The organism is Thermococcus sp. 5-4 (genome assembly GCF_002197185.1).
GTDB lineage: Archaea > Methanobacteriota_B > Thermococci > Thermococcales > Thermococcaceae > Thermococcus > Thermococcus radiotolerans.
In genome coordinates this window covers 1,588,182-1,609,504 of the sequence record NZ_CP021848.1, presented here as the reverse complement: position 1 = coordinate 1,609,504, position 21,323 = coordinate 1,588,182, and the positions used below count along the sequence as shown (strand labels likewise).

The window sequence follows — 21,323 nt, the reverse complement described above, 5'->3', positions numbered from 1 at the left end:
CTTCGAAGTGCGTTTAAAGGTTTCCAACGTCCGCTGGAGTCATCCCGACCTCTTCCTGTATGTGTAGGCCACCACTATGACGACCAGCGCTCCGATGACTATCGCGAGGTTCCTGAGGTTAGTCCTCGTCTTCGTGTTCTTCTCCACCGTAACGGTCACGGTTCTCTCGAAGACGTAGACGTTGTCGTCACCCTGGGTGGGGTCGCCCACGGCCCTTATGCGCAGCTGGATGTTGTAGTCCTTTGGAATAGCGTTTCCATCTATCCTCAGGACGATCACGCCCTCACCGGTCGCCCCTGGGGCGAGGTCTCCGACGTAGTCGGTTCTCTTGTCCAGCGTGAATGGCTGGTCGGCCTTCACAACTCCCTCGATGAGCACGCTGGTGGCCTTCTCGCCGCCCGTGTTCTTCAGCTTGACGTAGACGTTGACGGTCTCCCCATGGAGCGGCTCCGGGTCGAAGCGCACGCTGACGACCTCGATGTTGGGCTTGGAGCCTATTATAATCGGGACCTTGAGGGTTACGTTCTTCGCCATACCGAGGTCGTTGGTATATGTCACGAGCAGGGGTATCTCGTAGGTTCCAGAGCTGGCGTTCTCGGCGACGTTTATCTTGAACGATGACTGCGCGGAGTCGCCCTTCCCCAGACTTCCCAGGCCAATTACCTGTTCGCTGCTCTCGCTGAGCGAGAAGGGCCGCTCCGGCATGGGCTTGACTATTATCGTCCTGGCAGTCCCGGTTCCGACGTTGTCCACCTGGAAGTCGACCTCGACGTTGTCCGTCCCGGGGATTATCTTGCCGGGCGACGTTGAGACCTTTGAGAGTATCAGCTGGGCCCTTCCGGTCACGTCTATTCCGACCAGCCTCTCGTCGGTTATCTCCTTCTCGTTCGGCTCCGTGAGGTACTTCAGCTCTATCCTGAGCGGATATATGCCGTTCTCCAGCCTGTCGTTGGCCTTGATTCTGAACTCGAGGGTGGCCCTCTCCCCCGGCTGAAGTTCGGCTACATATTTCACGTTGTCCTCCCCGATGGGCAGGAAGGCCTCTATGTTCTGCTTGGCGAGCTGTGCCATTATCTGATTGAGCGCGTCCTGAAGGCTCCCGCTGAGCTGCTCGCTCCCTTGAATTGGGAGCTGCGAGAGTGCCGAGAGGTCGACGTTCTTTATCTCGCCCTGGACCGGCACCTTGTAGGAGCTTATCTTAAGGCTGAGGGCCTTAACCGGCTCCGCCCCGGTATTCTCAAGGGTAAAGCGCACGGTGAAGGTGTCCCCGGGGCTTATCTCCATGGGCTCGGTCTCGACCTTGGTTATCTCGACGAAGGCCTCCCTGGGCTTCTTAACTGTGAGCGCCATGAAGTTGTAGCTCTGCACCATGCGCATGTTCGCCCCCAGGCCGGTGAAATAGACGACCCCAACGTAGAGCGGGTACGTTCCAACGTCGGCGTTGGGGTTTATCTTTATCCTGAAGGTCATCGTTGCGTTCTCCTTGCCATCGAGGTACTCGATGTACTGCACGGCGCTTCCCTCAGGATAGAAGACGCTCTGCGACACCCCGCTCTGGCTGAGGGCCATCGAGACCGCGCTCGCTATTGAGGAGCTGTCGTTGAAGCTCATCGGCGTGGGCGTGACGAAGACGTTGATGTAGCGCACCTTCAGGGCGCCCTCGTTCTTCAGGTGGACCTTGACCGTGACAGTATCACCCGGCTGAACCGTGCTCGGCATCTCAACGCTCGAGATTATCATTCCGGGGGCGATTGCAGCCCTCCACTCGGGGGGCCCGCTTATGCTTATCCTGACCCCGTTCGGATAGACCTCGTTGACCGTCACGTAGACCGTCCGGTTGTCAACGTTGACCTCTACCGTCTCCCCCTCCCTGACGGGGGTTACCTCGGGGTACGTTATCTCCATCAGGATGTCTTCCTTGCTTATCCCAAGTTCGGGGTGCTCCTCTATCGTCTTCACGACCGCCTCCCCTATCTCCCTCGGGGATGCCGAGTTGAGCCACTGGTAGAATCCGTAGGCGTTGGCGATCAGACAGGCGTTGAACTCGGCGGTGTTGTTCACGTACTGCTCGCACTGGGTCACGTCGTAGCCCTGGGTTTCGGCCATGGCCAGCAGGAACTCCGGATCGAGGAGAAGCCTTCTTATCTTCTGCGGGTCGGGCACGAGTATCGTCTTGTACTCCGCGTTGAGTATTCTTCCGTCCTTCATTATCATGAGGAAGGCGTAGTAGTCACCGCTCCCGTAGTCCTTCTGGGTATCCGTGAGGGTCACTATCAGCGGGCCGACGAGAATCGCCTCACCCTTGCTCAGGTAGCCCTCGAAGAGGGGACTTCCAGTTGATGCGCTCACGCTCCCGGAGAGCATTGCGGTGATGAGCATCAGTCCGAGGATCGGTCCAATCTTTTTCATTCCCTACCACCTCCGATGTTCCTTCCATAAAAGACCTGCAGCAGCGCAGGGGTTACGAGGTAAGCGGCAAACATGGATGCGAATATTCCAAAGGCGAGCGTGGTTCCAAAATCGTGTATGGTCGGCAGCTCACCGGCGAGCAAAGCCAGGAAGCCGCCGGCCGTTGTCAGGGCGCCGGCCAGTATGCCCGGCCCGACGCTCTCAACCGACGTAACTATCGGCCTGGGGTTGCCCTCGTTCATCTCTTCAAGGAAGCGGTGGGTGAGGTGCATGCCGTAGTCAACGCCCAGGCCGACTATCATTGAGATAACTCCTGCCAGACTCTGGGTGAACGGTATCCCGGCCCATCCCATGAAGCCAACCGTCCAGAGGGCACCTAAAAACATCGGTGTTATCATCGCCATCGAGACCTTGGGCCGCCTGAAAAGGAGGAGCACTATCAACACTACAAACACGGTCCCGTACATCGAGATACGGTTTATCTCGACCTTCGTGAGCTGGTCGAGGACGTAGTTCAGGTATATGTCCCCCGTGAGGGAGAGCCTCGTACCCGGTGGGAACTCGGTATCCTGCGCCCTCGCGGTTTCCTCCTCGAAATAGCGCATTATCCTCCTGAAGTCGTCCATACTCTCTCCCCCGAAGTCCCCCTTGAACTTGACGATGGTCATCGAGTAGTCGCTGGACACCATGTTAACGCCCTGGTAGTCGCCGAGCGCCTCCTTTATCTTCCCCTCGTCGTTTGGGATGTACCCGTACTCGCGATGCACGACGTCGGCGATGCTCTCCGAGTCGAAGACGCCGTTGTAGTATGAGTCTGCCTTTATCTGGTTCTCGAAGCGGTAGATGCCCCTGACGATGGCGGGGTTCCTGACATCGTTGGCCTTGACCAGAACGTACAGCTCGTCCTGGCCGCCGAAGTCACTCCTGATGTCCATGAGGGCCTCTATCTCCGGCATTCCCTTGGGCACGAACTTCTCGAGTCTGACCTCAGTGGTCACCTGAGTTATCCCGTAGCCGAAGAAGAGGGTTATCAGGAACACCGCCGCGAGAAATGCAACCGGCTTTCTCCTGATGGTCTCCCCGAGGCTATGGAATACCCTCCCCACGAGGCCGGAGTGCGAGCGAACCTCCGGAACCACGTAGTGTCCCTTCAGTTTCTTCATGATGTCCTCCTCGAGGATTATGACGGCGGGGGTTATCACGACGGCGTTGAGTGCGGCTAAACTTAAACCGAGGATCAGCGCGGTAGCTAGGTGGTGGAGCATCGGAAGGCTGGAAAGGTACATCGCGGCGAAGCCCGCTATGGTGGTAAGCGCCGCACCGAGGAGGGCTTTTCCGGTCTCCGCGACCGCTTCCTCGGCCGCTTCTTCTATGCTCCTTCCCTTGCCGCGCTCCTCGTAATAGCGGTTGGTCACGTGAATTCCGTAGTCTATCCCCATTCCGATGAGCATCGCGCCTATTGTGGTTGTGGCCAGGTCGAGGGGGATGTTCATCAGCCCCATGAAGCCGAGCGTCATCGTGACGCCGAAGATGAGGGGGATGAGCGGAATGACGGCCTTAACGGGGGAACGGTAGAAGTACAGGAGCAGGGCTATGACGAGGATGAATGAGATGGCCATCGTCTTGTTGAGGTCGCTCTGGAGGAGTTCCAGTATGCGGTAGGTTATGCCGATGTTCCCCGTCTGGATGACCTCAACGTTCTTCGGGAACTTGACGTCGTTTATGTCCTCCTCTATGCCCTTGTAGACCCTCACCAGGGTCTCCGTTTTCTTCTCCCTGCTTATCGTCACGGCTATTATCGTCGTCGTGTAGTCCCTGCTGACGAGCTGGTACCTCTCCTCCGGAGGGAGCATGTCGAGGACGAACTTTGCCTCCTCCTCTGTCTTTGGAAGCCTCCCTAGAACCTGCATGTAGATATCGGCGATGCTCATGGTGTCCGTTACGTACTCCCTTTGCCGGAGCCTCTGCTCAAGCTCGTAAACGGCCTCTATGACCTTCGGGTCGCGGATGTCGTAGACGCCGCCCTGTTCTATCGAGTCCACCTTGACGACTATCAGCGTGCTGTCGCCGCTCTGAAACTCGTTCTGGAGGGTCGTGTAGTCGGCTATGGCCGGATGGTTCTCGGGCAGCATGGTTCTGAGGTCGCTCTCAAAGCGGAGGTTCTGGATGCCGTATATCGAAACGACTAGCAGAAATATGGCGATTAGCGCAAAGGCCACCCTGTACCCCACGATGACTCTCGCGGCGCCCCTCAGCAGTTTCATGCTTTCTCCCCCAACTTTCGGAAACTTCCGAAAGTTTTAAATATGCGAAACCTTAAAAACCTTTTGTCAGTTGATTGGTATACTCCGTTTCGGCGATGGTATAAATCGGGGTGTTGGTCATGGGTGTGGACGAGGCCAAGAGGATAATCATGGATCATTTCGCAGGGGCCGCGAGAAGATTCGGTTTCAACGAGCTTTACGGTTACATCTACGGCGTTCTCTTTCTGGCTAGGGAGCCGATGAGCCTGGGTGAGATCGCCGAGGCGACGGGATATTCCCTCTCCCACGTGAGCACCGCCCTCAAGTTCATGGAGCGCATAGGGCTCGTGATGAGGATCAAAAAGCCCGGCGACAAGAAGGCCTACTTCCGAGCCACCAAGCTCCTGAAGGACTGGCGCCAGGCAGCCTACTACGGGAAGATAATGGAGGACATACAGCAGACCAGGGCCAACCTCGAGAGGGCCTTGAAGGAGCTCGAGGGCGAAGAAGGCGAGGAGGCGGAGTCAATACGTGAGAGCATCACGTTCGCGATGAGGAGGAACGCGCTCGCCGAGAGGATTCTTAGGTTCCTCATCGAGCACGAGGACGAGGAGGTCTTGGAGAGGCTGCTCAACTGCCTCGAATCCACTTAAAAGCGGTAGCTTTAAAACCGACCCTCGATAATCAAATCGGGTGAAATTATGACGGCGTCACTCTCATCTCTCCTGTGGGCGTTCTGGTACATACTGCCCGCCTACGTTGCCAACGGTTCACCGGTGTTGCTTGGGGGAGGGCCGCCGATAGACGGTGGTAGGAACTGGCGCGACGGACGGAGGATTCTCGGCGACGGGAAGACGTGGAGGGGCTTCTTTGGGGGACTGGCCTGCGGCACGCTGACGGGGGTCGTGCAGTACTTCCTCACCCCCGGCTTTTACGGAGACCTGAGAACGGCAGCCCTTCTTGCGTTCCTCCTGGCCCTCGGTGCCCTCCTGGGGGACCTAATCGGGAGCTTCCTCAAGAGGCGCGCGAACCTGCCGCGCGGGGCCCCTGCCATAGGCCTGGACCAGCTGGGTTTCCTCATAGCTGCCCTTGCACTTGCCTATCCCGTCAAGACCCTGAGCTCTGGCCAGATAATCTTTCTCCTCGTCGTCTCGCCCTTCATCCACTGGGGCGCGAACTACTTCGCCTACAGGATGGGCTGGAAGAGCGTGCCGTGGTAGCAGAACCGTCCAGCAATCCTTTTTAACTTCCCCTCCAACTCTTTTCGGTGGTGTGCATGAGGATTAAGGTTCGCTATTTCGCCAGATTCCGCTCCATCGTTGGTACTGGTGAGGAGGAGCTGGAGGTTCCGAATGGCATAACGGTCAGGGAGCTCATAGAGTTGCTGAAGGAGAGGCACCCGGTTCTCAGGACGGAGGTCTTCGCCGAGGACGACGACCTGGCGGACGTCAACGTCTCCCGAAACGGCCGCTACGTGGGTTTTGACGACGTGCTGCAGGATGGGGACGTTGTGGCTCTGTTCCCGCCGGTGAGTGGTGGTTGACATGCTGAGCGATAGGGAGCTTGAGCGCTACGACAGGCAGATAATGATCTTCGGAAAGGAGGGCCAGGAGAAGCTTAAGGCCTCAAAGGTAGCCGTCGTTGGCGTTGGCGGCCTTGGAAGTCCGGTGGCATATTACTTGGCCGCGGCCGGGATAGGTACCATCCTCCTCGTGGACGAGCAAAAGCCTGAGCTGAGCAACCTCAACAGGCAGATACTCCACTGGGAGGAGGACATTGGAAAGAATCCGAAGCCCATCTCCGCGAAGTGGAAGCTGGAGCGCTTCAACCCTGACATACAGATAGAGACCTTCGTTGGTCGATTAACGGCGGAGAACATCGAAGAGGTCCTGAACGGAGTTGACGTCATCGTTGACTGCCTCGACAACTTCGAAACGAGGTTCCTGCTCGATGATTACGCCCAAAAGGCCAGAATCCCCCTGGTTCACGGCGCGGTCGAGGGAACCTTCGGGCAGGTCACCACCGTGGTGCCTGGGTTCACGAAGAGCCTGAGGGAGATATTCCCAAATGTGAGGGGAAAGAGCGGAAAGTTCCCGATACTCGGCGCAACCGCTGGAGTCATCGGAACGATTCAGGCGATGGAGGTTGTGAAGCTGCTCACCGGAATCGGCGAGCCGCTCCTCAACAAGCTACTCATAGTTGACCTGGCCTTCAATACCTTCGACGTCGTTGAGCTCAGGTAGAGGGCTCCGTGACCTTTCTCTTTTCGTTCACCGACGTTATGGTTATTGTCTCGCTCCACGAGCCGTCCTGGGTTATCGTCATCTTCCCTATCGTCGGATCGTCTATCGAGGTCTTCGTGCTGACCGAGAAGCTTATCCTCCCCCCGATCAGGTTGGCGCCGTCGAAGTAGAGCTCAAGGACACCGTTCTTCACGCTTATCTGGGTGTCCTGGGTCGCGGCGAAGTACATCATGGCCAGAGGGGCCACCTCCTGGTCGTTCAGGTAGTACCTGAGCACGAGCTTCTCTCCGTTCTCCCTCTCGTCCGGGGTTCTCTTGAGGTACTCCCTCGCGAGGCTCACCAGGTTGTACCTCCACATGAACTCTGCCGTCGCCGGATCGGTGGCCTTTACCCATCCCATCGGGGTCATAATGTACGTGACGTTGTTGACCACGATTCTGGACGTGTTGGTGGAGGCGTTGTCCGGAACGCTGATGGTCGTGGTGTTTATCCAGGCGCTCCACGATTCAAAGTCCATGTAACCGGTTTCCTCTATCGCGAGCGTCACGTTGTCCCTCTGGGTCAGGTTTTCCTGCTTCACGATGACGAGCATGGAAACCTCGGCGTTGGCCGTGTAGGTGAACTGCCTTATCTTAGAAACCCCCGCGAGGAGCTCGTCCGTCGTGATCTCCCTGGGAGTTTCCGTCGGCGACTGGGTCGTTGTGGTTGAGGAGACGCTCCTCGTTGTGGTCGTGGATGGAGTGTGCTCCGTTTGCTGAGACGTCGTCGGACTCGATGTCGTTGAGCCGTTGCCCCCAAGACAGCCGGCCATGAGCCCGGTGACCAGGATCAGAATGAGAACGAGGGCATATTTTTTCATTCCAACCACCCACAGTTCCTGGAATCGAGGTCACTTAAACCTTTTCGTTAACCCGGCAGCTTTTAATTTGGTTGGGCGTAGTCTCTAGGGGGATGAGGATGAAGGTTAGGATGACCAAGGATGCCTTTGATCTGAACGAGGCGTTGGGACACATCGCCGTCCCGGAGGCTGGGGGCTACGTCTTCTTCCTGGGGAGGGTGAGGAACGAAAGCCACGGGAGGCGGGTGAGGAGGCTCGTATACGAGGCCTACGAGGAGATGGCTGAGGCGGAGATGGAAAGGATTCGAAAGGAGGCCCTTGAGAAGTTCCCCATCCTAGACATGCTGATATGGCACCGCTACGGCGAGCTTGAGGTCGGCGAGGACACGATACTCATCATCGCCAGCGGGAGGCACAGGAAGGAGGCATTCGAAGCGTGCAGCTGGGCCATAGACGAAGTGAAGCGTCGTGTTCCCGTCTGGAAGAGGGAGATTACCGACGAGGGGACCTTCTGGATAGAGGGTGACAGGGTGGTGCCCGGGGAATAGGCCCTGTGGATTTTCCATTTTTTGCAGACTACTGCCAGTAGTGTGCAAAATCGGAATAGAAAAAGTATATATACGATCCCGGCGTTTCTTCCTATGGTGAGGGCTAAATGGAGAAGGTAGCTTACGATGCGTCTCATGCCGTTGATGTGGGAACCGCCCTCAACATAGTTTCCATCGGTAAGCCTCCTTGGAGTCACAGGGCTCACAACGGGAAGCTTGAGCGCCTCATCGTTCAACTCGGCGCCGGCAGGGGGAGATTCTCGGAAGTGGGTGGGATACCCCGCTCCATAGGCTGCATAGGAAACAACTCCTTCCTGCTCCGCCGCGAGCCGCTGAGTCCAGAGCGAGTTAAGGAACTGATAAAGGAGTTCAAGGAGATCGGTGGAAAGGAGCTGTGGCTCACAAATTACGACAGGGTCGAATACCTGACAAGTGTTGCCTCATACGCGGTTGAAATAGGTGTTCCCGAGGTTTACGCCGTCGTTAGGCTTGAGGACGTGGATTCAATCGAACCCATTGAGGGTGTTCGTTTCATAGCCGAGTTCGAGTACTCGCCCGAGAACCTCCACCGGCTTGAGGCCCACAGCTGGCTCCACGGGGCGCTGGTGATGGTGCAGGGCTCACGCCTGGATGAACTTAGGGGCCTCAAGACCACCTTCCCCGGAGAAATCTACGTTGACGTGCTTTTCCCGGGCTCCGCGAGAAGGCTGGACTTCAACGTCATCGAGGTCAAGAGGATACTCAACCCGAGCGTTGAGAAGTACCACGACTGCCTCGCGGGCACCATGGCGATAACCGCCGAGGGCTACGCCCTTCCGTGCCCGCTGCTGAGGAACTACGTCGTTGGGGACATGAAGGAACTGGGAATCAAGAAGGTACTCAGGAAGAAGAGGCTCAAGGCCTTCTGGAAAATGACGAAGGACGATATCGATGCCTGCAGGACCTGTCCGTTCAAGTACATATGCCACGACTGCAGGGCGCTGGAGTACCAGGCGAGTGGGGAGATAGACGGCCTGGAATACTGTCAGATAGCCTTTTAGAAGTCAAGCATGGAGCGGTAGCCGCTCCCATCCTTTTTAACCATCCTGGCGTACCGGGTTCTGGCGTTTCTGTCGTTGAGCTCCTTGAAGGTCTCGTCGAAGTACTCTATGAGGAGCTTCTCGACGTGGGCGCTGAACTCGAGAACCTTGCTCCCCAGGTCCTCCTTGGAGGAGAAGAACCACTCCAGAATGTATCCGTATCCGGGGAGGACTCCCACCATTATTTCGTACTCGTTGAATCGCTCCAGGACCTTCTCGTCCAGTTCTTTCGTGAGTCCTATGACTGCCCTGTCGTGGACGTTCATGTCTATCACCGGCGCGAAGTCGAGGAGTATGCCCTCCTCTTTCAGCCTGTTTATCATGTATCTAACGGTGGGCCTGCTCTTTCCGAGGTTCCGTGCCATCTCGGTTATGGGCATCCTCGAATCCCACTTGAGTATGTCGAGCAGAATGGCGTAATCGTAGCTCAGGTCCCAGTCTCCAAAGTTGTCGTCGCCGTCGTACGGGTATGCCCTGGCCTCGTAGTACTCGTAGTCCTCCGAGTACTGGGATAGGAACTCCTCTATCCTGTCCCTCTGGTCATCGGGGGTGTAGAATATCACCGAAAGGCCGTTTTTGAATCCATACGCTGGGTTCATGTAGCCAACGAATGGATTCTGGCTCATTCGAAGGCCCACTTCGAGGAGCCTGTCCGATGGAACCGTTAGGAATCCGACGTAGGTTCGCAGTCCAAGGCGCTTGAGGCTGATGAACGCACTCACGGTGAGGTACTTTCCGTAGTACTTGTCGTACAGCCTCTTAAGCCTGTAGTAATCTATACCCTCCTCCTCGGCGATTTTTTTGAGGCTGTCGAGGGGATGTTTCTCGAGGATTTCAACGAGGAATTCGAGCTCGTCCATAATGGGTTCGCCCATTTTACCTCACCATGCCGCCGCACGAAAAGGTTATATCATCATTGGATATTAAACCCTTCCGGTGGTGAACATGGTAAAGATAGATGTTGTGGATATCGAGAAGCCCGAAGGGGTCGAGGTGATAATCGGCCAGGGAAACTTCTCTATCTTCACGGTTGACGACCTCGCCAAGACGCTTCTGACGACGGTTCCGGGCATAAAGTTCGGTGTGGCAATGAACGAGGCCAAGCCGCAGCTGACGCGCTTCACGGGCAACGACGAGGAGCTTGAGAAGCTGGCAGCCAAGAACGCCCTTAAGATCGGTGCCGGCCACGTCTTCGTGATACTCATGAAGAACGCCTTCCCGATAAACGTTCTCAACGCCGTCAAGAACCACCCGGCCGTTGCGATGGTCTACGGCGCCAGCGAGAACCCCTTCCAGGTGATAATAGCTGAAACCGAGCTGGGAAGAAGCGTCCTCGGAGTCGTTGACGGCAAGGCCGCCAACAGGATCGAGGATGAGGAACTCAAGAGGGAGCGCAGGGAGCTCGTTGAGAGGATAGGCTACAAGTTCGACTGAAACCTTTTTATTTCTCCTTTCCACTTCCCCTCGGTGATTCCATGAGGCTGGCTTTTATCACTTCTAACCCCGGAAAGGTTGAGGAGGCGAGGAAGTACTTCGAACCCCTCGGCGTTGAGGTTTATCAGCTCAGGATGCAGTACCCGGAGATACAGGCGGATACACTTGAGGAAGTCGCCCTCTTCGGCGTTGAATGGCTGAGCGGGAAGATTGAGGGTCCCTTCTTCCTGGACGACTCCGGTCTCTTCATAGACGCCTTTGACGGCTTTCCCGGTGTCTACTCCGCCTACGTCTACAGGACGCTGGGAATAGACGGAATACTCAAGCTGATGGAGGGCCTCGAGAACAGGAAGGCCCATTTCAAAAGCGTCATCGCCTACTGGGACGGCGAGGCCCACCTCTTCACTGGCAGGGTTGATGGCGAGATAACGGCCGAGCCGAGGGGAAGTGGCGGCTTCGGCTTCGATCCGATATTCAAACCTCTGGGATTCGAGGAGACTTTCGCCGAAATGACAACAGATGAGAAGAACCTCATATCGCACAGGGGACGTGCCCTTAAGGCTTTCGCTGAGTGGCTAAAGGAAAACCTTAAATAAGGCTATCGTTCCAAAGTTAACAGTTATAATTGAACGAATGACGAAGGGGGTCGCGATGGTAGCTTCATTGGATGGCACGGATTTGAGGTTGTTGAGGGAGCTCAAAGAGAACGCCAGGGAGAACATAGCGAGCCTGAGCAAAAAGCTGGGGATACCCAGGACGACCGTCCACTACCGCATCAAGAAGCTGGTGGAGGAGGGCGTGATAGAGAAGTTCACCGTGAAACCCAACTACAAGAAGCTCAACCTTGGAACCACCGCGTTCATACTTGCCCGGTACGAACCGGATTCTGGTTTAAGCCAGAGGGAAGTGGCTGAGAGGATAGCGGCCCTTGAGGGAGTCTACGAAGTCCACATAATAGCCGGTGAGTGGGACCTCCTCATAAAGGTCCGCGCTCCAAGCTCCGAGGAGGTTGGAAAGATAGTCGTGGACCGGCTCAGAGAGATAAAGGGCGTTGGACAGACCGTGACTATGGTATCCTTCGTCACGGTTAAGGAGGAACTGTGAAGTCCCGGGGCGATGATTGGCGTTCTCCTTTCTGATTTTATGATGATGCGAGGTTTCCTGAGCCCACCGTCGTGGCGCCCTACATGACGCAGCACTCGTAGATTATCTCAACGTCCCTCACACTTTTTGCCCATTCGATAACTTTTCTGGGCGGATTCGTCAGCCTGTCAACGCCGGCTAGAATCGCCCCCCTGTCGAAGTCAACCCGCCACCTGCCCAGTGGGCGCATGCAGCCTATGCTCAGCTCCCCGTCGAAGCGCTCCCTGGCGTATTTCACGACCTTCAGGCTATCCTCAACGCTCGGCTTTGGAACGTTCTCCATCTCCGTCCCCTTCGTCGGGATGAGTACGTCCAGCACGAGGACGTCTATCGGATACTCCATCAGCAGGTCTATCGCCCTGTACTCCCAGCCGATTCTGCCGAAGTCTAGGCCTATGGTTATGTGGGGGGCCACCCTGACGCCCGCCCCCGTGAGCAGGTCTAGGATCCTCATGTAGTCCTCAACGGTCTTGTCTATCTTGTAAACGCGCCTTATGACGTCGTCATCGCCCACGAAGTCGAGGGAAACAACATCGACGTATTTGACCCACTCCAGATCGTTCTCGTCTATGAACCCCACGTGGGCGTTGAGCTTGAGGCCCGTTCTCCGCTTTATCTCCCTGATTTCATCCGCGTACCTGTCGATGGGAACCTTGAGCCTCGAATCCATTCCACCGCTCAGCAGGCAGCCGGTGTAGCCCTCCCTCTTCAGGCTGAGGCAATAGTCAACTAGATTCTTTCTGGTGGGCTTTCTCATACCCTCGAGATAGTGCCTCCCGCAGTGGGCGCAGTTCAGCGAGCAGTAGTTACCGGTGAGAGAGATTGAGGGGAATTTGATGCCTGGAATGTAGATTTTGAGCTTTTTCATTTAACTCACCTCAGAAAGGGGGTTGTAGGGGGCTTTGCCCCCTCCGGTGTTTAAAGGAGAAGGAAGGGTTTGGGAAACGTAGTTTCCCGATTCATGTGGGGCGAAGCCCCATCTTCGGGGGGAGGGGGTTAGCAAGGACGTGGGGGGTGAAACCCCCCGGTCCTGCGAGGGGAATTTAATGCCGGGAATGTAAATTTTGAGTTTTTTGGTCATTCAGTCTCCCTCCCACCTCGGGAGTCCGCCCTCCCGCTTAAAACCCTGACTGGACGGTTTTGTTTCCTCGAAGGTCAGGAGGAACCTGAGGTAGAACAGCTTACCGAGTATTGCGAGAACCGTGAAGGAACCGAGTATCGGGGCCGCTAGGACTGCCAAGAGCCAGGTTACCTCGCCGGCCTTGGCGAGTGCCGGCAGAAACGGAACCGCCGCCATGAGGAACAGCACTATCGAGTTCAGCCTCGACATCCAGAGGCTCATCTTCAGCCCCTCAATCTTCCAGAGCACGCTGTTCCTTATCCCGACCGCGAGGTAGTTTATTCCCGCTCCCACGAGCGCCACCACGGAGGTTATCACGAACTCGGGAGGTCCGAAGGGGAAGATGTTCTCTATAACCGCGGAGTAGGTGTAGACTGCCGATGCGAGCATAAGAACCCACGAGAGTGCCCTGAGGAGATAGGCTACCGTAAACCTCTTAACCGCCCACCTTCCGAGCCTTCTGCTCACGAGCTCGGTCATGCCTACGTAGTAGAGGACCGTCGAGGCTCCGAGGCAGGCTATCGAGGCGTTGTAGGACTCGGTGGCGGCGAATGCCGCCAGCAGAAGGAATAACTCGGCCAGAAGCAGGAGCGGTTTGGGCTTTATGAGCTTCTCCGGCTTGAACTCCATCTGCTCCACCAAAATTAAGGAAAAGGGGTCAGAGGAAGGGGTTGCGGAACTTCCTGCCGGGGTAGAGCGCTATTCCCTCGAGCTCTTCCTCTATGCGTATCAGCTGGTTGTACTTGGCGTTCCTGTCGCTCCTAGCCGGAGCACCGGTCTTTATCTGGCCGGCGTTGAGGGCAACCGCCAGGTCGGCTATCGTGCTGTCCTCGGTTTCTCCGGAGCGGTGGGAGACGACGACGCCGTAGCCGGCGCGGAAAGCCGTGTATGCCGCATCTATGGCCTCGCTGAGGGTTCCAATCTGGTTCACCTTGAGGAGGAGCGCGTTCGCTGCGCCCATTTCTATGCCCTTCCTTATCCTCTTCGGGTTGGTGACGAAGAGGTCGTCGCCGACTATCTGTATCTTGCCTCCGAGTTCCTTGGTTATCATGACGAAGCCTTCCCAGTCACCCTCGTGGAACGGGTCCTCGATGGAGACTATCGGGTAGCTTGAGACGAGCTCCTTGTAGAGTTCGAGGAGCTCGGCGTTGGTGTACTCCTTGCCGTTGACGACGTACTTGCCGATGTCCGGGTGGAAGAACTCGCTTGAGGCCGGGTCCATGGCGAAGGCAATCTCGTCTCCCGGCTTGTATCCGGCCTCCTCGATGGCCTTTATGAGGAGTTCAAGCGGCTCGTGGGGCTCCTTCAGCGGCGGGGCGAAGCCACCCTCGTCGCCAACGTTAACGGCGTCTTTGCCGTACTTATCGGCGATAACTCCCTTGAGAACGTGGTAGGTCTCGCTCACCCACCTTATGGCTTCCCTGAATGAATCGGCTCCAACGGGCATTATCATGAACTCCTGGAAGTCGAGCTCGTTGCCCGCGTGAACGCCGCCGTTGATGACGTTGCTCATCGGAACGGGCATGACGTAGGCGTTGGTTCCGCCGATGTACTGGTAGAGCGGAAGGCCGAGCGCGTTGGCGGCGGCCTTGGCGACCGCCAGAGAAACGCCCAGAATAGCGTTCGCGCCGAGGTTGCTCTTGTTCTCGGTACCGTCGAGCTCGAGCATGAGGCTGTCTATGTCCCTCTGCCAGGTGACGTCCATACCGACTATCTCGGGTGCGATTATCTTGTTGACGTTTTCGACGGCCCTTCTAACGCCCTTGCCGAGATAGCGCTTCCCGCCGTCGCGGAGCTCCAGGGCCTCGTGGGTGCCGGTTGAGGCTCCGCTTGGAACTGCAGCGCGCCCCATGCTTATCGGCGTGTAAACCTCAACCTCGACCGTTGGGTTTCCCCTGCTGTCGAGTATCTCCCTGGCAACGACTCCGGTTATCTCAAAGGGATTCTCCATCTCAATCACCTCGGGTGATATTCCCGGCAGGGCATATAAAGGTTTTAGCTTCAATCCGGGCCGAAGTGATGAATAAGCGTATATATTTGGGCGTCGTAGTTCACTCGGTGAGAAAATGAAGAGGGTTCTGGGGTTCGTTGTCCTTCTGATGTTCACGGTGAGCCCACTTGTGAAGGCCTGCATGACCCCGGCAGATTCCTACGCTGTCGAAGTCGTCCTGAACAAGCCCGGGATAACCTACGAACTCTGGCGCTTTAAGGTTGCCCATTACGTTCTCTCTGAAAACGGTACCTTCGTCTTCCGCTCCCACTACGATAAGAGGCTTTACGTCATCGTCTGGAACGAAAGCGACGGCCTCCACGTGAGGGTTGGAATCCCCCTGGAGTGGAAGTCTTACAACATCTCACGCGCGGCGCTCAACGCGTCGATTCTCCTGACCTCCGACGCTGTGGAGAGGCTCATTGCCGATGGGTGGAAAACCAGGGACAACACCACGTTCGTTAGAAACGGGGTCACGATAGCGCTGACTCCCGTGATGGGCACCGAGTGCGCCTCCGATGCCGACTGTGCCACGGGAGGCTGCTCCGGGGAAGTCTGCGCCCCCAAGAAGGAAGCCCTGGAGATAGTGACGCCCTGCGTTTACAAGCCTTGGTACGACTGTCTCTCACTGACGAGCTGCGGCTGCGTCAACGGCGTCTGCACCTGGAAGCCCAACCCTGCCTTTGAGTCCTGCATGAGGGAGCACGGGGTTGATCCGTCATCCGTCATCCGCGCCGGGGTTATGAGGGTGGACGTTGTTGCCGTTAACAAGGGGGATGTGGAGATTGAAGCCGCCCTCAAGGACTTCCTTGGGGCCTTTGGGATTACATGCGATCCGAAGCTGACCTTTGTCCAGAGTATCGGAGGGGAATTCGTCCCCGGAGTTGATCCTGGAGCGCTGAACGCCTCTGAGGCCATCCGGGCGGAGCTGGAGTGGCTGATTGAGGGCGGCGTCGTCAAAATGGATGACGGAGACGTCGACGAGATAGCCAAAACTGCTGAGTGGGGCTTTGCCGGCCACAACTCGAAGATAGGGTGGTACAAGACCGAAAACGGAAGCTACGCCTGGATACCTTACCACAAGAGCAGGAACCCCGAGCTGATTAGGTGCTTCTCCACGCGGTTCACCGTTCCGAACCTCCCGAACGGAACTGCGTACTTTGGTCCGACGGCGACGGCTCCACCATCGGGCTCGCAAACGTCCCCCGGGGAATCCAGCGGAATATGCGGACCTGGAGTTGTGGTTCTGTTGGCGTTGCTGGTTGCCTTCGCGGGGAGGAGATGAGCTTTTAAACTCCCCCTCCAACCTTCCCCCCATGGACTGGAAGAGACTGCTGCGTGAGGATGGCTTCGTCGAGGTCGATGGCTTTCGAATAGAGCTCAGTCTGGACAACACGTTCATGGACTTGGACTACATCCCCAGGGTGCTGTTCTACGACCCGCCAACTGGGAGATGGCACGTTCTGAGGAATCCGATTCCGAAGGGGAGGGATCTTGAGGAGAACTGGGACAACGCCGTTGAGGTTCTTGAACGCATAGCCGCCGGGAACGAGAAGCCCATCCTGGATGATGACGCGGTTGCCGAGAGGTTCGTTGAGTTCCTGAAGCGGCTTGGAGATTCCACACGATGATGTGGTTTCTTCATCTCACGGCAGACTTTGCCAACAAATCGGCGAAGATTCAATGAAACTCTGCAGATTTTCCGATAAATTGCCCATTTTTGAGGAGAAAAAGTCTAAATACCTTCAGGGAAAGTAGTTATTGGTGATGATTATGGGTGATCACATCGATGTCGCCAAGTATATTGACCATACGAACCTCAAACCCTACGCTACCGTCGATGACATTAAGAGGCTCTGCGATGAGGCGATAGAGTACGGATTCTACGCGGTCTGCGTCAACCCCTACCGGGTCAAGCTCGCCAAGGACTACCTGAGCGGGAAGAACGCCGACGTGAAGGTTGCCAGCGTCATAGGCTTCCCCCTCGGAGCGACCCCGACCGAGGTGAAGGTCGCAGAGGCCAGAAAGGCCCTGGAAGACGGCGCGGATGAGCTGGACATGGTCATCAACATCGGCGCCCTCAAGGACGGCGATTACGATTACGTCAGGCGGGACATAGCCGAGGTCGTCAAGGTTGCCCACGAGAGGGGCGCGAAGGTCAAGGTCATCATCGAGACCTGCTACCTCACCGAGGAGGAGAAGGTAAAGGCCTGTGAGCTGGCGAAAGAAGCTGGGGCGGACTTCGTTAAGACATCCACGGGCTTTGGAACCGGCGGTGCCACCGTTGAGGACGTCAGGCTCATGAGAAAGGTCGTCGGCCCGGAGATGGGGGTCAAGGCCGCTGGGGGTATCAGAACCTACGAGCAGGCACTGGCAATGATAGAGGCCGGCGCAACGAGGATTGGAACTTCCAGCGGAGTAAAAATCGTGGAGGGGGCGAGAAATGCAGGGAATTAACGATATCAAGGACATCCTCGGCAGGGCCATCGAGGAGCTCCAGGCGGAAGGGCTCGAACCCGACATACTCCTCGTCGGACCCGGCTTCCTCGAGTACGCTGCTGGAATGCTCCGGGACTGCAGGCTGAGGATATACAAAATCGAGGAACTGGGCTACGACGCGGTCGTCGCCGATTCGAAATACCTGGGGCAGATGAAGAGGGCATCCAGGAGAATCTCCGTCGAGCCCCTCCTGAAGGAAAGTGAAATGTGGGAAGAATTGAAGAGGCTGGAAGTCTAAATTAAATCGACGACCTCCGGATATCTCTTCTTTATTATCGTTGCCAGTCCCGTGCCCACGAGTATTCCCGTAACGGCTTGGAGTATGTTTCCTGGCACCTCAGTGAGCGCCGCGGGGACTCCGAACATGTACGCCTCGAAGAGGAAGTAGCCGGAGACCATTATGATGCCGCCGACGATGCCCGCTATGACCATCGTCGAGACGTTGTCGCTTCTTCTGGCGATGTATCCGATTGCAAGGCCCTCGAGGCCCTTAACCACCAGCGTTATCGGGGCCCATCCCGCGTAGCCGCCCATGATGTCGCCGAGGGCCGAGCCGACGCCTCCGGCGAAGACACCCACGACCGGGCCGAAGACCATTGCCGAGAACATGACCATCGTGTCTCCGAAGTTGATGTAGCCTCCCGTGGCAGGTGTTGGAACCTTTACCAGGTTCGTTGCTATCGCCACGACCGCCGCTAGGATGGCCGAGAGGGCTATCGTCGCCGGTGCCTGGTACTCCCTCCTCTTTGCCCAGACGTACGCGAGGAAAATGACCACGGCGCCACCGAGCACGTAGTGGCCGTAGGGTTCGAGCATCTGGGTCAGGTCCACCATGTTCACCACCGAGAGAATTTCAAGTTATAACTTTAAAAACTTTGACTTTTCGGGATCGTGGCTTGGGGGAGGTTGATAGGAAATGAATGAGAAAAGGAAGGAAATCACTGGAGAGCGGCCTTGAGGCTCTCCTCGAATATCTCCATCGCGACGTCTATCTCCTCCTCCTTGATGGTCAGCGGCGGTATGAACCTTATGCTGTTGTCGCCGCAGCCGAGGAGTATGAGCCCGCGCTTGACGGCCTCCTTGACGATGGCATCCCTGAGCTTGGGGTTCTTCTCCTTGGTGTCCTTGCTCTTGACGATCTCAACCGCCTGGGCAAGTCCGAGACCTCTGGCGTCTCCGATGACCTCGTACTTCTCGAGAAGCTCTTCGAGGCGCTTGTGGAGGTAGTCACCGACCTCCTGAACGTGCGGGAGGAGCTCCTTGACTATCTCGACGACCTCTATTCCAGCCGCTATTGCCACCGGGTTGCCGCCGAAGGTCGAGGCGTGCCTGCCCGGCTTGTCAAATGCAATGTCCGCCCTGTGGACGACACCGGCGAGCGGGATTCCGCCGCCTATGGCCTTACCGAACTGGATGGTGTCCGGCGCGACGTCGAAGTGCTCGATGGCCCAGAACTTTCCGGTCCTTCCGACGCCCATCTGAACCTCGTCGTCGGCGAGGAGTATCCCGTAGTTGTCGGCGAGCTTCTTGAGCTCCTTGAAGAAGTTCTTCGGCGGGACGACGTAGCCGCCCTCACCCTGTATCGGCTCGAAGACTATGGCTCCGACCTCGTGGGGCGGGACGTGCCTGAAGACGTACTCCTCGATGAACTCAATAACGCGGTTGACGAGCTCGTCCGGCTCGGCGTAACCGTCTATGTGCCAGGGGTTCCTGTAGGGATTCGGGTAGGGTATGTGCTCGACTCCAGGCATGGTCGGGAAGAACCTGTCCTGCTGAACCCACTTGCTGGCGGTAAGGCTGAGAACGGCCTGGCTCCTTCCGTGGAAGGCGTGGTAGAAGGCGATGAACCTCTTCCTTCCGGTGCCGTACTTGACGAGCTTCATCATGGCTTCGTTGGCCTCTGCACCGCTGTTCTGGTAAACCACCTTCTTCGGGAAGTCTCCGGGGCTGATCTCCGCGAGCTTCTGGGCGAGTATGACGGCGTTCTCGTAGAAGAAGTCGTTCAGGGCGAAGTGGGTGAACTTCTCGGCCTGCCTCTTAACGGCCTCAACGACCCTTGGGTGGGCGTGTCCGACGTTGAGAACGCCGACACCGCTTCCGAAGTCGTAGAAGGTGTTTCCATCAACGTCGTAAACGAGGATTCCATCTCCGTGGTCGATGACTATCGGGAGGGTCTCCGGGTCCTGCGTGGTAACTGCGAGGGCCTCAAAGTTCTTCTCAATAACCTCCTTGGCCTTGGGTCCGGGGAGTTCTTTAACGTTCGGTCTAACCACCATGTGCATCACCGATGGGGGATGGGGTTTATCCTATATAACCCTATGTTCATCAATGAACATCTTTGACCGAAGAATTTTCGATAAACATCCCGTCGGAATGGGTTCATAAAAGATAGCCGTTCCAGGGAACGCAAGGTTAATAAACCTGAGTTGGTAGAATGATTCGGTGCTGGAGTAGTGAACATGGGCAGGCTCGACGGTGTTGAGCTTGGGGGTGGTGTGCCCTTTGAGGAGCATCACGGGAATCGACTTTACAATTCCCTGCTTTCCGTGATGGTGGCCCTTTTCCTCGGTTTGATATTCTCGTACCTATTCGATGAGAAGGTTGGGGTCTTCGTCTTTGTTCAGGCTATTTTTTCCGGAATGGCCTCCTTGATGAGACCTGAAAACTCTGAGAAGGAGCCCTACATCATCGGTGATTCAAACGAAATCGTGTACCTGACGAAAAAGGAGCTTGAAGAGAGGCTGAAAAAGAAGAAAACCTCACTCCACGACCTTTGAGTTCCACTCCTCGAGGAGCTCCTTGGCGGAGTTTGCCGCTATCGCTCCCTGACCTACGGCTACCGCGATCTGCTTGAAGACGTTGGTTATGTCTCCCGCGGCAAAGATGCCCTTCACCTTCGTGCGCATGTACATATCGACCGGTATGTAGCCGTACTCGTCGGTTATTCCGAGGTGCTTGACGAAGTCGGTCTTGGGTTCGTAGCCGATGAATATGAAGACGCCGTCAACGGGCATCTCGGTCTCCTCGCCGGTCACGCGGTTCCTGAGCTTCACGGCCTCGACCTTGCCGTCGCCCTTGATCTCGGTCACGACGGTGTTGAGTATCGCCGGAATGCCGCTCTCCTTGAACCTGTCCTGGAGTATCTTGTCGGCCCTGAACTTGTCGCGCCTGTGAACGAGCGTGACATCTACGCCTATGCTCTTGAGGTAGAGCGCCTCTTGAAGTGCGGTGTTTCCGCCGCCGACGACGACAACCTTCTTGCCCTTGAAGAGCGGGCCGTCGCAGGTCGCGCAGTAAGAAACGCCCCTTCCGGTGAACTCCTCTTCCCCGGGCACGTGGAGCTTTCTCGGCGCGGCGCCGACGGTTATGATTATCGTCTTCGCCTTGTACTCCTTGCCGTTCTTGGTCTTGATGGCGAACTTGCACGGCCCCTCGTAGTAGGCGCACTCCGTTGGGTCTATGCGCTCAACCTCGTCGAAGATGACCTCAACGCCGAGCTTTTTGACCTGCTCGTGCATCCTGTTGGTCAGTTCGGAGCCGCTGATTCCCTCCGGAAAGCCGGGGTAGTTCTCTATCAGGTCCGTGAGGGCCATGTTTCCTCCGAGGTCTTTGCTGATTATCAGCGTCTCAAGGCCGAAGCGCGCCGCGTATATCGCCGCTGTGAATCCCGCCGGACCTGCACCGATGATAAGCACGTCCCAGGTCTTGTTTTCGTATTCGCCTCCGCGTGAGAATCCTCCCAGGCTGAACATCTCTCTCACCTCCGGTTCCTAACCT

General features: G+C 56.8%; 24 protein-coding genes. 14 read left to right on the top strand and 10 right to left on the bottom strand.

Annotation, left to right across the window (positions count from 1 at the left end):
• Positions 1–39: 39 nt before the first annotated feature.
• Positions 40–2,409: a COG1361 S-layer family protein gene (locus tag CDI07_RS08940; RefSeq protein WP_088181288.1), complete on the bottom strand. Its 2,370-nt coding sequence runs from the start codon at positions 2,407–2,409 to the stop codon at positions 40–42.
• Positions 2,406–4,673 carry a hydrophobe/amphiphile efflux-3 (HAE3) family transporter gene (locus CDI07_RS08935; RefSeq protein ID WP_193432403.1) on the bottom strand — a complete coding sequence of 756 codons (2,268 nt, stop codon included), beginning with the start codon at positions 4,671–4,673 and terminating at the stop codon, positions 2,406–2,408. The genes CDI07_RS08940 and CDI07_RS08935 overlap by 4 nt, the downstream gene beginning before the upstream one ends.
• Positions 4,674–4,792: 119 nt before the next feature.
• Here CDI07_RS08935 and CDI07_RS08930 point away from each other — a divergent pair, with 119 nt between their 5' ends.
• The 4 genes from CDI07_RS08930 to CDI07_RS08915 are packed head-to-tail and all read left to right on the top strand — an operon-like array spanning position 4,793 to position 6,895.
• Entirely contained in the window at positions 4,793–5,305 is a 513-nt protein-coding gene (locus CDI07_RS08930; protein WP_088181287.1) for a GbsR/MarR family transcriptional regulator, read from the top strand.
• A 48-nt stretch (positions 5,306–5,353) separates the two neighbouring features.
• Positions 5,354–5,872, top strand: coding sequence for a CDP-2,3-bis-(O-geranylgeranyl)-sn-glycerol synthase (locus CDI07_RS08925; protein ID WP_088181286.1), 519 nt, complete (start codon positions 5,354–5,356; stop codon positions 5,870–5,872).
• 56 nt (positions 5,873–5,928) lie between these two features.
• Positions 5,929–6,195, top strand: coding sequence for a ubiquitin-like small modifier protein 1 (locus tag CDI07_RS08920; RefSeq protein WP_088181285.1), 267 nt, complete (start codon positions 5,929–5,931; stop codon positions 6,193–6,195).
• Between the two features lies 1 nt (position 6,196).
• Positions 6,197–6,895 (top strand): ThiF family adenylyltransferase, encoded by a 699-nt coding sequence (locus CDI07_RS08915; RefSeq protein WP_088181284.1) that lies wholly within the window; start codon positions 6,197–6,199, stop codon positions 6,893–6,895.
• On the opposite strand, the gene CDI07_RS08910 is transcribed toward CDI07_RS08915, so the two are convergent.
• A complete protein-coding gene (locus CDI07_RS08910) occupies positions 6,888–7,754 on the bottom strand; it encodes a hypothetical protein (protein WP_088181283.1) in 867 nt (288 codons plus the stop codon). The genes CDI07_RS08915 and CDI07_RS08910 overlap by 8 nt on opposite strands.
• Before the next feature lie 98 nt (positions 7,755–7,852).
• Between CDI07_RS08910 and CDI07_RS08905 the strand changes: the two genes are divergently transcribed.
• Positions 7,853–8,281, top strand: coding sequence for a molybdenum cofactor biosynthesis protein MoaE (locus CDI07_RS08905; protein ID WP_088181282.1), 429 nt, complete (start codon positions 7,853–7,855; stop codon positions 8,279–8,281).
• A 107-nt stretch (positions 8,282–8,388) separates the two neighbouring features.
• A complete protein-coding gene (locus tag CDI07_RS08900) occupies positions 8,389–9,321 on the top strand; it encodes an SPASM domain-containing protein (RefSeq protein ID WP_088181281.1) in 933 nt (310 codons plus the stop codon).
• Here CDI07_RS08900 and CDI07_RS08895 read toward each other — a convergent pair.
• Positions 9,318–10,235: an Lrp/AsnC family transcriptional regulator gene (locus CDI07_RS08895; RefSeq protein WP_088181280.1), complete on the bottom strand. Its 918-nt coding sequence runs from the start codon at positions 10,233–10,235 to the stop codon at positions 9,318–9,320. The two genes, CDI07_RS08900 and CDI07_RS08895, sit on opposite strands and share 4 nt — an antisense overlap.
• A gap of 70 nt (positions 10,236–10,305) precedes the next feature.
• Here CDI07_RS08895 and CDI07_RS08890 point away from each other — a divergent pair, with 70 nt between their 5' ends.
• The 3 genes from CDI07_RS08890 to CDI07_RS08880 are packed head-to-tail and all read left to right on the top strand — an operon-like array spanning position 10,306 to position 11,898.
• A complete protein-coding gene (locus CDI07_RS08890) occupies positions 10,306–10,794 on the top strand; it encodes an adenosine-specific kinase (RefSeq protein WP_088181279.1) in 489 nt (162 codons plus the stop codon).
• Positions 10,795–10,835: 41 nt separating this feature from the next.
• Positions 10,836–11,390 carry an XTP/dITP diphosphatase gene (locus tag CDI07_RS08885; RefSeq protein ID WP_088181278.1) on the top strand — a complete coding sequence of 185 codons (555 nt, stop codon included), beginning with the start codon at positions 10,836–10,838 and terminating at the stop codon, positions 11,388–11,390.
• A gap of 55 nt (positions 11,391–11,445) precedes the next feature.
• Positions 11,446–11,898: an Lrp/AsnC family transcriptional regulator gene (locus tag CDI07_RS08880; protein ID WP_088181277.1), complete on the top strand. Its 453-nt coding sequence runs from the start codon at positions 11,446–11,448 to the stop codon at positions 11,896–11,898.
• Positions 11,899–11,977: 79 nt separating this feature from the next.
• On the opposite strand, the gene CDI07_RS08875 is transcribed toward CDI07_RS08880, so the two are convergent.
• The 3 genes from CDI07_RS08875 to eno all read right to left on the bottom strand — a co-directional run bounded on the left by CDI07_RS08875 (position 11,978) and on the right by eno (position 15,008).
• Entirely contained in the window at positions 11,978–12,805 is an 828-nt protein-coding gene (locus CDI07_RS08875) for a radical SAM protein (protein ID WP_088181276.1), read from the bottom strand.
• Between the two features lie 213 nt (positions 12,806–13,018).
• Entirely contained in the window at positions 13,019–13,687 is a 669-nt protein-coding gene (locus CDI07_RS08870; protein ID WP_088181275.1) for a hypothetical protein, read from the bottom strand.
• Positions 13,688–13,715: 28 nt separating this feature from the next.
• The gene (gene eno, locus CDI07_RS08865) at positions 13,716–15,008 is read right to left on the bottom strand and encodes a phosphopyruvate hydratase (protein ID WP_088181274.1); all 1,293 of its coding nucleotides are present in this window, start codon (positions 15,006–15,008) and stop codon (positions 13,716–13,718) included.
• A 115-nt stretch (positions 15,009–15,123) separates the two neighbouring features.
• On the opposite strand from eno, the gene CDI07_RS08860 reads away from it, so the two are divergent.
• From CDI07_RS08860 to CDI07_RS08845, 4 genes are all read left to right on the top strand, one after another.
• Positions 15,124–16,332 carry a CGP-CTERM-anchored Cys-rich protein gene (locus CDI07_RS08860; RefSeq protein WP_088181273.1) on the top strand — a complete coding sequence of 403 codons (1,209 nt, stop codon included), beginning with the start codon at positions 15,124–15,126 and terminating at the stop codon, positions 16,330–16,332.
• Positions 16,333–16,363: 31 nt separating this feature from the next.
• Positions 16,364–16,678, top strand: a complete 315-nt coding sequence (locus CDI07_RS08855; protein WP_088181272.1) for a hypothetical protein — start codon at positions 16,364–16,366, stop codon at positions 16,676–16,678.
• A gap of 142 nt (positions 16,679–16,820) precedes the next feature.
• Positions 16,821–17,504: a deoxyribose-phosphate aldolase gene (gene deoC, locus CDI07_RS08850; RefSeq protein ID WP_088181271.1), complete on the top strand. Its 684-nt coding sequence runs from the start codon at positions 16,821–16,823 to the stop codon at positions 17,502–17,504.
• On the top strand, positions 17,491–17,784 hold the full coding sequence (locus CDI07_RS08845; RefSeq protein ID WP_088181270.1) for a family 4B encapsulin nanocompartment shell protein: 294 nt from the start codon (positions 17,491–17,493) through the stop codon (positions 17,782–17,784). Before deoC ends, CDI07_RS08845 begins: the two co-directional genes overlap by 14 nt.
• Here CDI07_RS08845 and CDI07_RS08840 read toward each other — a convergent pair.
• Both CDI07_RS08840 and CDI07_RS08835 read right to left on the bottom strand, forming a co-directional pair.
• Entirely contained in the window at positions 17,781–18,380 is a 600-nt protein-coding gene (locus CDI07_RS08840; RefSeq protein ID WP_088181269.1) for an ECF transporter S component, read from the bottom strand. The two genes, CDI07_RS08845 and CDI07_RS08840, sit on opposite strands and share 4 nt — an antisense overlap.
• A 104-nt stretch (positions 18,381–18,484) precedes the next feature.
• Entirely contained in the window at positions 18,485–19,822 is a 1,338-nt protein-coding gene (locus CDI07_RS08835) for an ornithine aminotransferase (RefSeq protein ID WP_088181268.1), read from the bottom strand.
• Between the two features lie 183 nt (positions 19,823–20,005).
• Here CDI07_RS08835 and CDI07_RS08830 point away from each other — a divergent pair, with 183 nt between their 5' ends.
• Positions 20,006–20,323 (top strand): hypothetical protein, encoded by a 318-nt coding sequence (locus CDI07_RS08830; RefSeq protein ID WP_088181267.1) that lies wholly within the window; start codon positions 20,006–20,008, stop codon positions 20,321–20,323.
• On the opposite strand, the gene trxB is transcribed toward CDI07_RS08830, so the two are convergent.
• On the bottom strand, positions 20,306–21,298 hold the full coding sequence (gene trxB / locus CDI07_RS08825; RefSeq protein WP_088181266.1) for a thioredoxin-disulfide reductase: 993 nt from the start codon (positions 21,296–21,298) through the stop codon (positions 20,306–20,308). The two genes, CDI07_RS08830 and trxB, sit on opposite strands and share 18 nt — an antisense overlap.
• Positions 21,299–21,323: the final 25 nt, after the last annotated feature.